This is a genomic window from Mycobacterium ostraviense, assembly GCF_002705925.1.
GTDB classification, from domain to species: Bacteria; Actinomycetota; Actinomycetes; order Mycobacteriales; family Mycobacteriaceae; genus Mycobacterium; species Mycobacterium ostraviense.
In genome coordinates this window covers 1-1,334 of record NZ_NKRE01000120.1, presented here as the reverse complement: position 1 = coordinate 1,334, position 1,334 = coordinate 1, and the positions used below count along the sequence as shown (strand labels likewise).

Genomic DNA, 1,334 nt, shown 5'->3' with positions numbered 1-1,334 from the left:
CGGTCCGCCGGTCACGGTCTCAACCCCATCCGACCGGAGCCCCAAGACCAAAGCTGACCACGACATGCCTCGTCGGGCTGGGGTGAAACCCCGTTAGACCTTGATCCCACCGACGGGCCGGGCTGAGTGGTTGTGAGAGTAGTTGATCATGATTTTGGGCTCTGGGGCGTGCGGGAGTTACTGGTCTGTCCAGCTTTTGCTGTCGTATTCCGGTCGAGCCTTTTGGCGGTGGTTAGGCGGCTGTGGCTAGCGGTGGGGGGATTGATGATGTTGTCCCACAAGCGAAGCCATGCTTGCGCCGATGGCCGGTAGCTGGGCAGGTGCAGGATGGGTCGTCGTTGCGGTCGGGTCAGGCGGGCGGGAATGCGGACGATCCTGCGCGGCAGCGTTGCACCGCGGGCCACGCCGTAGCTCTGATCGGCCAGTGTTGCCGCGGCGCGCAGCAGATTGTGGGCGATCGCTGCGCAGAGGATCCAGGCGGAGTTGGCGCCGAAGCGTCCGTGAGGGGATGTACGCCAGGCTGCCGTCGATCAGGTCCGAACCCGACCGGCCTGCGCGTAGCCGCGCCCCGGTGATGACCGGCGGCGTGGATGCTGATCGGTGACCAGCGGGGACAGGCCCGGCCAGCGACCTTTGTGTGCCCGTAGGAGGCGCCCTGTTTGGCGTGACCGTAGACCGGGCGCAGCAGCGAATCGATGTCGACGAAGGCGCCCACATCGGCTCCAGGTAGCAGATCCACCCGATCGCACAATCCAGCCAAGTGATCGCGCAGTACCAACGCCAATTGGCGGGCATGACCGAAGCTCCACTCGCGCAACAAAGTTCCGAATGTCGACGGTGGCGTAAACTCCACCGACAACCTTCATGCCACTACAGCGCACGACGTCGAGATCATCGAAACTGTCTGCGCCGGCGTACATTTCCACGATCACCGTAGACAGTTTCGGCGCCAGATTGGCTGACCCGGACTTGATCCTCGGTTTTGCGATGTGAACCTTTTCGGCCAGCAACTCAGATAATCCGGCCTTGCTCAGCCAAGGCCATCACCGGCAGCAATCCGGCACACGACACGAGTTTGTCGTGATCGAACACCGCAGAATCGGGTGCGAACTTGTGGGACACTTGCACTGGAAGTGCCTTTCCGAAATGGGTTTGGCTAATGCCTGAAGAACATCAATCATCCCAGCTCAGAGGGCACTTTCCGCATTTCGACACCCACCACGGCGCCTATTAATCCGAAGTTAAGGCTGTTTGGTAAGAGATTTTGGCTCTGAACTGGGGTTTTATTGGTTTTCTGGTTTGTGTTTGTGGCTACGCGGGGATGGTTAGGGGGA

The 1,334-nt window shown here is 60.7% G+C and carries 1 pseudogene; it reads right to left on the bottom strand.

The window, feature by feature from the left end:
- Positions 1–254: 254 nt before the first annotated feature.
- Positions 255–1,128 (bottom strand): annotated as a pseudogene (locus CDN38_RS28225) (transposase family protein); the annotation flags it as partial.
- Between the last annotated feature and the right edge of the window lie 206 nt (positions 1,129–1,334).